Annotated in this window: 8 protein-coding genes; 5 read left to right on the top strand and 3 right to left on the bottom strand. The window is 69.5% G+C overall.

Translation table 11 applies throughout. The features are described 5' to 3' along the window. Positions 1 to 1,181 (bottom strand): adenylosuccinate synthase (locus ADBZ5U_RS13685; RefSeq protein ID WP_526811070.1); only part of this gene is annotated, 1,181 nt, incomplete at its 3' end. 105 nt (positions 1,182 to 1,286) lie between these two features. Between ADBZ5U_RS13685 and ADBZ5U_RS13680 the strand changes: the two genes are divergently transcribed. From ADBZ5U_RS13680 to ADBZ5U_RS13665, 4 genes are read left to right on the top strand one after another with little or no spacing between them, the layout of a single operon-like run. Next, positions 1,287 to 1,910, top strand: a complete 624-nt coding sequence (locus ADBZ5U_RS13680; RefSeq protein WP_526811068.1) for a peptidase M50 — start codon at positions 1,287 to 1,289, stop codon at positions 1,908 to 1,910. A gap of 52 nt (positions 1,911 to 1,962) precedes the next feature. Beyond that, complete coding sequence (locus ADBZ5U_RS13675) at positions 1,963 to 2,652, top strand: hypothetical protein (RefSeq protein WP_526811066.1); 690 nt, start codon at positions 1,963 to 1,965, stop codon at positions 2,650 to 2,652. A 9-nt stretch (positions 2,653 to 2,661) separates the two neighbouring features. After that, on the top strand, positions 2,662 to 3,441 hold the full coding sequence (locus tag ADBZ5U_RS13670; protein ID WP_526811064.1) for a site-2 protease family protein: 780 nt from the start codon (positions 2,662 to 2,664) through the stop codon (positions 3,439 to 3,441). 60 nt (positions 3,442 to 3,501) lie between these two features. Continuing rightward, positions 3,502 to 4,395, top strand: a complete 894-nt coding sequence (locus ADBZ5U_RS13665; RefSeq protein ID WP_526811062.1) for a cation diffusion facilitator family transporter — start codon at positions 3,502 to 3,504, stop codon at positions 4,393 to 4,395. Positions 4,396 to 4,402: 7 nt separating this feature from the next. Here ADBZ5U_RS13665 and ADBZ5U_RS13660 read toward each other — a convergent pair whose 3' ends face one another. Then, positions 4,403 to 4,819 carry a DUF3151 family protein gene (locus ADBZ5U_RS13660; protein ID WP_526811060.1) on the bottom strand — a complete coding sequence of 139 codons (417 nt, stop codon included), beginning with the start codon at positions 4,817 to 4,819 and terminating at the stop codon, positions 4,403 to 4,405. Positions 4,820 to 4,943: 124 nt separating this feature from the next. On the opposite strand from ADBZ5U_RS13660, the gene ADBZ5U_RS13655 reads away from it, so the two are divergent. Further along, positions 4,944 to 5,696, top strand: coding sequence for an Rv0361 family membrane protein (locus ADBZ5U_RS13655; protein ID WP_526811058.1), 753 nt, complete (start codon positions 4,944 to 4,946; stop codon positions 5,694 to 5,696). A 33-nt stretch (positions 5,697 to 5,729) separates the two neighbouring features. On the opposite strand, the gene fbaA is transcribed toward ADBZ5U_RS13655, so the two are convergent. After that, positions 5,730 to 6,456: class II fructose-bisphosphate aldolase (gene fbaA / locus ADBZ5U_RS13650; protein WP_526811056.1), on the bottom strand; the 727-nt coding region annotated here is incomplete at its 5' end.

The raw sequence follows: 6,456 nt of genomic DNA, 5'->3' as shown, positions 1-6,456 counted from the left end.
GCCTTGGCCGGCAGGTCGTCGAACTCCCGCGCCCCGGAGATGTCCTCCCACCAGCCGGGCAGTTCCTCATAGACCGGCACCGCGCGGGCGATGTCGCTCTGGGTCATCGGCATGTCGTCGGTGCGCTTGCCGTCTATCGCGTATCCGACGCACACCGGAACGGTCTGCAGCGAGGAGAGCACGTCGAGCTTTGTGAGGAAGTAGTCGGTGATGCCGTTGACGCGGGTGGCGTAGCGGGCGATGACGGCGTCGAACCAGCCGCAGCGACGCGCCCGGCCGGTGGTCACCCCGACCTCGCCGCCGGTCTTGGACAGGTAGGCGCCGTTCTCGTCGAAAAGTTCGGTGGGGAACGGCCCCGAGCCGACCCGGGTGGTGTAAGCCTTCAGGATTCCGAGCACGGTGGTGATGCGGGTGGGTCCGATGCCGGAGCCGACCGCCGCGCCGCCGGCGGTGGGGTTGGACGAGGTGACGTAGGGGTAGGTGCCGTGGTCGACGTCGAGCAGGGTGCCCTGGGAGCCCTCCAGCAGTACGGTCTCGCCGGCCTCCAGCGCGGTGTTGAGCAGCAGCCGGGTATCGGCGATCCGGTGCGCGAACCCCTCGGTCTGGGCCAGCAGCGCGTCGGTGATCTCGCGCGGGTCCAGCGCCTTGCGGTTGTAGATCTTGACCAGAACCTGGTTCTTGAAGTCCAGCGCCGCGGAGACCTTGGCGGCCAGCAGATCGGGGTCGCGGACGTCGGCCACCCGGATTCCGATCCGGGCGATCTTGTCCTGGTAGCACGGGCCGATGCCGCGGCCGGTGGTGCCGATCCTCTTACTGCCCAGATAGCGCTCGGTCACTTTGTCGATGGCCACGTGGTAGGGCATCAGCAGGTGCGCATCGGCGGAGATCAACAGACCGGAGGTGTCCACCCCGCGCTCCTCGAGGCCGCGCAGCTCGGTCAGCAGGACGCCGGGGTCGACGACGACGCCGTTGCCGATCACGTTGGTGACGCCGGGGGTCAGGATGCCCGACGGGATCAGGTGCAGCGCGAAGTTCTCCCCGGTCGGCAGGACCACGGTGTGCCCGGCGTTGTTCCCGCCCTGGTAGCGCACCACCCACTGCACACGGCCACCGAGAAGATCGGTGGCCTTACCCTTGCCCTCGTCGCCCCACTGGGCGCCGATGAGCACTATTGCCGGCATGGCTGATCCCGCTCCGCTCCTGGCTTAATGTGTCCAGCCGGTGGTCCACCCTATCGGAGCGCCGGTCCCGGGATCGAATAACCCACAGCGAAAGGAGGACAGCCGATGACCGGCGACATCGCCGTGCTGTCCTTCGGGGGCCGCCGCGTGCCCCGGGCGTTGGCCGCTCTGCCGTCGGCGCGGATCGACGACCCGGCCGGCGTCGACGCCGCGGTTCGCGGCGTCAGGCGCGTCATCGTGCTGGGCGGCGATGCCGAGCTGGCCGCGGTCCTCACCCGACTGATGCGCGCTGACCTGCTGGATGTCGAGGTGGCCGCGGTGCGGGGCTTCGGTGCCGCGCGGCGGGCGCTGCGCGGGTCGGCACGGCGCGTTCCGCTGATTCGCGACGACACCGGCACCGCCCTGGTGGGTTCGGCGCTGTGGCTGCCGCCCGAACGGTCCGCGACCATTCACGGCGAGGGCGTCGTCGACGACATCGTTCTCTTCGACGGCGATGTCGCCGGGGTGCGGATCGAACCGACGTCGACGCTGCCCGGCCTGCGGGCCGCTGTGCTGGATGGCAGGAGGCGGCGGTGGGTGAGCGGCCGGGCCGCCCAACTCGGAACGACCGGCGCGCGGGTGATCCGGGACGGCGTGGAGGGGTGGCCGGCGAGGGGCACGGACGGCCGGCGGCCGGTCAGGCGGTCGACCTTCTACCGCCACACCACCGGGTGGCTTAGGGTCGGCTGAGCCGAAACCGGACTACCCGGCGGCGCCGGCGGAGGCGTGCCATCATCGCCGGATGTGGTGGTTCTACACCGTCATCCTCGGCATGTCCTTCGGGCAGGTGCTGCAGGAACTGGCGATCGGAGTACGGGAGTGGGCTAGATCGACCCCCCCGTCGCTACGCTCCTGCCCACCGGAATCGACCCCCCCGTCGCTACGCTCCTGCCCACCGGAATCCGATCGGCGCCCGTTCCTGCCCGCCATGCTGTGGCAGCTTTTCCTGCTGACGCTCGTCGTCCAGGTCTGGCTCGCGGTGACGTACTACCGCGACACCGTCGAAGAGGTCTCGATCCCGGAGTTGCTGGCATTCCTGGCCGTTCCCGCCGGCATCCTGGTGATGTCGTTCCTGCTGCCGGAGGCCCGGTGGGATTCGGACCTGTCCCGGTCCGCGACGTTCGGGCGGGTGCGCCCGATTTTCTTCGGGGTGCTCATCGCGATGGTGGCGGTGAACCTGTTGCACGACTTCATCATCGGTGAGCAGGGCTTCGACCTGGACCTGCTGTTCCAATGCCTGATCATCTCCGGGGCGGTCGTCGGCCTGATGGTGCGCAGCACCGTGGCCGACACCGTGCTGGCGGTGGTCATGGTCCTGGTCGTCCTGAGCTATATCGGGCTCGGCTACTCCACTGTCGAGGTCGGTTCGGAGGCGGCCGGCCGCCTTGTGACGGCCGACGGCACACCCGGGCAGCTCCCGGAGACCAGGTAGGTTCGTGCGGTGAGCATCGGCCCGTTGCACCAATCGGTGCGCCCCAGCCCGGCTTTCCTCGCGCTGGTGGCCCTGACCGCGGCCGGCGGCGCGCTGGCCTGGGCCGCCGCCCAGTCCCCCACCCCGATGGGCCGGGTCGGGGTGTTCCTGTTCGTGATCGCCGGGTGGCTGGTATCGCTGTGCCTGCACGAGTTCGGCCACGCCTACACCGCGTGGCGCTTCGGCGATCAGGACGCCGCGGCCCGCGGCTACCTGACGCTGGACCCGCTGAAGTACTCGCACCCACTGCTGTCCCTGGGCCTGCCACTGCTGTTCATCGCGCTGGGCGGGATCGGGCTCCCCGGTGGGGCGGTCTACCTGCGGACCGCCATGATGACGCCGCGCCAGCGCACCATCGTCAACCTCGCCGGTCCGTTCGCCAACCTGGTCTGCGCGGTGCTGCTGCTGGCCGTCACCGCGGTCCTGTACAACCCGCAACACAGCGTTTTCTGGGCCGGGGTGGCGTTCCTGGGGTTCCTGCAGATCACCGCACTGGTACTGAACCTGCTGCCGATTCCGGGCCTGGACGGCTACGCCGCGCTGGAACCGCATCTGAGCCCGTCCACCCAGCGCTCACTGGAACCGGCCAAGCAGTTCGGTTTCATGATCCTTCTGGTGGTCCTGATCGCCCCCGGCTTGAACCAGTGGTTCTTCTCCGCGGTTCTCTGGCTCTTCGACCTCTCCGGAGTGGACCGGGGGCTGGTCGGCGCCGGCAGTGCGCTGACCCGATTCTGGTCTTCCTGGCTGTAACCCGGCACGACGAAAGTCGCCGCGGCGGATCCCGCGCGCACGGACGATATATTCCAATTCATGGGAGCCGGACACAGCCACGGCGGCGCGGATCGGCGGGTGAGCCGGATGCTCGCCGCCTTCGGGATCCTCGCGGTGTTCTTCCTGGTCGAGCTGGTCACCGCCCTGGCGATCAATTCACTGGCCCTGCTGGCCGACGCGGGTCACATGCTCACGGACCTGGTGGCACTGTTCATGGGCCTGACGGCGGTCATGCTGGCCCGCCGGGGATCGAAGTCGGCGGCCCGCACCTACGGCTGGCACCGCGCCGAGGTGTTCACCGCGGTGGCGAATGCCGTCCTCCTGCTCGGCATCGCGGCGTTCATCCTCTACGAGGCATGGGAGCGGTTCGGGCGGGCGCCGGAGATTCCCGGCTGGCCGATGATCCTGGTGGCCCTGGCCGGCCTGATCGCCAATGTGGTTGTGGTTCTTCTGCTTCGGTCGCAGTCCGAGGGCAGCCTGGCGGTCCGGGGTGCCTACATGGAAGTGGTGGCCGACGCCGTCAGCAGTGTCGGGGTTCTGATCGCCGGAATCGTCACCGTCACGACGCGCTGGCCCTTCGCCGACACCGTGGTGGCCGTGCTGGTCGCGCTGTGGGTGCTGCCGCGGGCCATCGCTCTGGCCCGCGCGGCGCTGCGCATCCTGTCGGAATCCTCGCCGAAGCACATCGACGTCGATGAGCTTCGATCGGCGCTCGCGGCGGTCGAAGGGGTCACCGAGGTGCACGACCTGCACGTGTGGACCCTGGTACCGGGCCGGGACATGGCCACCGCACACCTGTCCACCGACGGGCGGTCGGGCCGCGTCCTGGCGGACGCCCGGGCGGTACTGGCGGAGCGGGGTCTGGGCCACGCCACCGTCCAGGTGGAGCCGCCGGGGTCGGCGCCGGACTGCCCGGAGCAGAGCGACCTCTGAGCGCGCTTCAGGACAAGCCCAGTTCGGCCCGCGCGGCCGGATCGCAGTCGTCCAGGAGATCGCGGCAACGCTCGAACTCGGGGGTCTCCCCGATGGCGTCGGCCGCCCGGGCCAGCGCGGCCACACAGCGCAGGAAGCCACGGTTGGGTTCGTGAGCGTAGGGCACCGGCCCGAACCCCTTCCAGCCGTTGCGCCGCAGTCGGTCCAGGCCGCGGTGGTAGCCGGTGCGCGCGTAGGCGTAGGCGGTGATCGCCCTGTCGGCGGCCAACGCCTCCTCGGCCAGTTCGGCCCAGGCCACCGACGCGGCGGGATGGGCGGCCGCCACGGCGGCGGGGGTCTCGCCGGCGTCCAGTGCGGCTTGAGCCTCGCCGTCAGCGGGAAGCAGCACCGGCGGAGGGCCCAGGAGATCACCGAAGGAAGTCATGGGGGCCATTGTGCAGGCGGACGGCGGTCACGGCCAACACCGCGCCGGAGCTGCCGGCGGGCCGGAGGCGGACCGACCCGCTAGGGTCGTGGGATATCGGCATCAGGAGGGATTGCAGCAGGTCATGTCCAACCCGTCAGGGACCGGCTCCGGCAGAAGCCATCAGGAGCGCCGCCGCCGCGCCGAGGCGCGGGCGGAATCACCGGAGGTGGAGCACGATCCGGTGACCGAGGTGATCGAAATTCCAGCCGCGTCTGTTCAACCCGCGGCGATGGATGACGAAAGGCGTTACACCGCACCGGGTTTCGATGCCGGGTCGACACAGATCATCGATCGGATTCCGGATGACGGGACAGATCCGGCGGCTGCGACCACACAGGCCTTCGACTCCGGTCCGCGGCCGCGCGCGGCGACCCGGCAAACCGATTCGCCGAGTTCGACGCAACGCCCGAGTTGGCTGATCCCGATCCTGTTACTGCTGGCGGCACTGGCATCGGCGGCGATCGTCGGCCTGGTGCTGGTCAAACGCGCCCAGGCCGCCCAGGCCGCCCGGGAGAACGCGGTGCGCACCACCATCGAGACGTTCGATTCGGCGGTTCGCACCGGTGACCTCCCGACTCTGCGGGACGTGACATGCGGACAGACCCAGCAGACCTACGCCCGCTACGACGACAAGGCGTGGGCCGACACCTACGCACGGGTCTCGGCGGCCAAGCAGTATCCGGTGGTCGCCAGCATCGACGAGGTCGTGGTCAACGGCGAGCACGCCGAGGCCAACGTCACCTCCTACATGGCGTTCGACCCGGCCACCAAGTCCATCCGCAGCTTCGACCTGCAGTTGCGTGACAACCGTTGGAAAATCTGCCAGTCGTCGTGAGGCCGGCCCCCGCGGCGCGGGCCGCGGGCCCGATCAGCCGGCGGACACGCTGCGGCCGGAGCTGCGCAGGTCGTTGCACGCCTCGACCACCCGGGCCGCCATCCCGGCCTCGGCCAACTTCATGTAGGACCGGGGGTCGTAGACCTTCTTGTTGCCCACCTCCCCGTCGACCTTGAGCACGCCGTCGTAGTTGGCGAACATGTGACCGGCGACGGGGCGGGTGAAGGCGTACTGGGTGTCGGTGTCGACGTTCATCTTCACCACCCCGTAGCGCAGCGAGTCCTCGATCTCCGACTTCAGCGACCCGGATCCACCGTGGAAGACGAAATCGAACGGCGCTGCACCCTCGGCCAGGCCCAACTTGTTCGCGGCCACCCGCTGACCCTCGGCCAGGATCTCCGGCTTGAGCTTGACGTTTCCCGGCTTGTACACGCCGTGCACGTTGCCGAAGGTCGCCGCCAGGAGATAACGGCCCATCTCCCCGGCGCCGAGGGCGTCGACCGTCTTCTCGAAGTCTTCGGACGAGGTGTAGAGCTTCTCGTTGATCTCGGCCTCGACCCCGTCCTCCTCACCGCCCACCACCCCTATCTCCACCTCGAGGATGATCCTGGCCGCGGCGGCGTGCTTGAGCAGTTCCCGGGCGATCGCGAGGTTCTCGTCGATCGGCACCGCAGAGCCGTCCCACATGTGGGACTGGAACAGCGGGTCACGCCCGGAGCGCACCCGTTCGGCGGAGATGGCCAGCAGCGGACGCACATAG

Origin of the sequence: Mycobacterium sp. (assembly GCF_040398885.1) — a bacterium.
Taxonomy (GTDB): domain Bacteria; phylum Actinomycetota; class Actinomycetes; order Mycobacteriales; family Mycobacteriaceae; genus Mycobacterium.
This window is presented reverse-complemented; position numbering and strand designations above follow the sequence as displayed.